This window comes from Salinimicrobium oceani (assembly GCF_012037645.1).
The window spans coordinates 1-414 of the sequence record NZ_JAAVJR010000798.1 but is presented as its reverse complement, the minus strand read 5'-3'; the positions used below and the strand labels follow the sequence as shown (position 1 = coordinate 414).

Sequence of the window (414 nt, the reverse complement as noted above, 5' to 3'; positions counted from 1 at the left end):
CAAACATGGCAATCCCTCTTCATTGATAAGGTAATTGCCGCTCCACAGATCACCGTGTAACAACGCCGGAGGTTCCTGCGGAATTTCTTCTGAAATATTCCTGTAAAAGCCCGAAAGATCCCCCAGGGAAAAACCATTTTTGAAAGCCATCTTCATCTGTGGCTCTAATCTCTGACTTATAAAAAAATCGGCAGCGGTTTTCCTGTGGTCATTGTACTGCGGCAGGCTGCCAATATAATTGTTGGACGAAAATCCGAAGGCTTCAGCAGTATTCCTGTGTAAATTTGCAAGCTGTCTCCCAAATACCTTCCAAAAATCAGGTTTTTGAGCCCCTTCTTTTTTATATTCCAGCAACAGGTAGGATAATCCATCGGCTTCAGCACAACTATAGGTTTCAGGAATGTCAAAGGCTTC

Annotated in this window: 1 protein-coding gene; it reads right to left on the bottom strand. The window is 43.5% G+C overall.

Annotated features, from left to right (window positions below; translation table 11 throughout):
* The coding region (locus HC175_RS19455; RefSeq protein WP_168139783.1) for a fructosamine kinase family protein at positions 1-414 on the bottom strand (414 nt) is incomplete at both ends.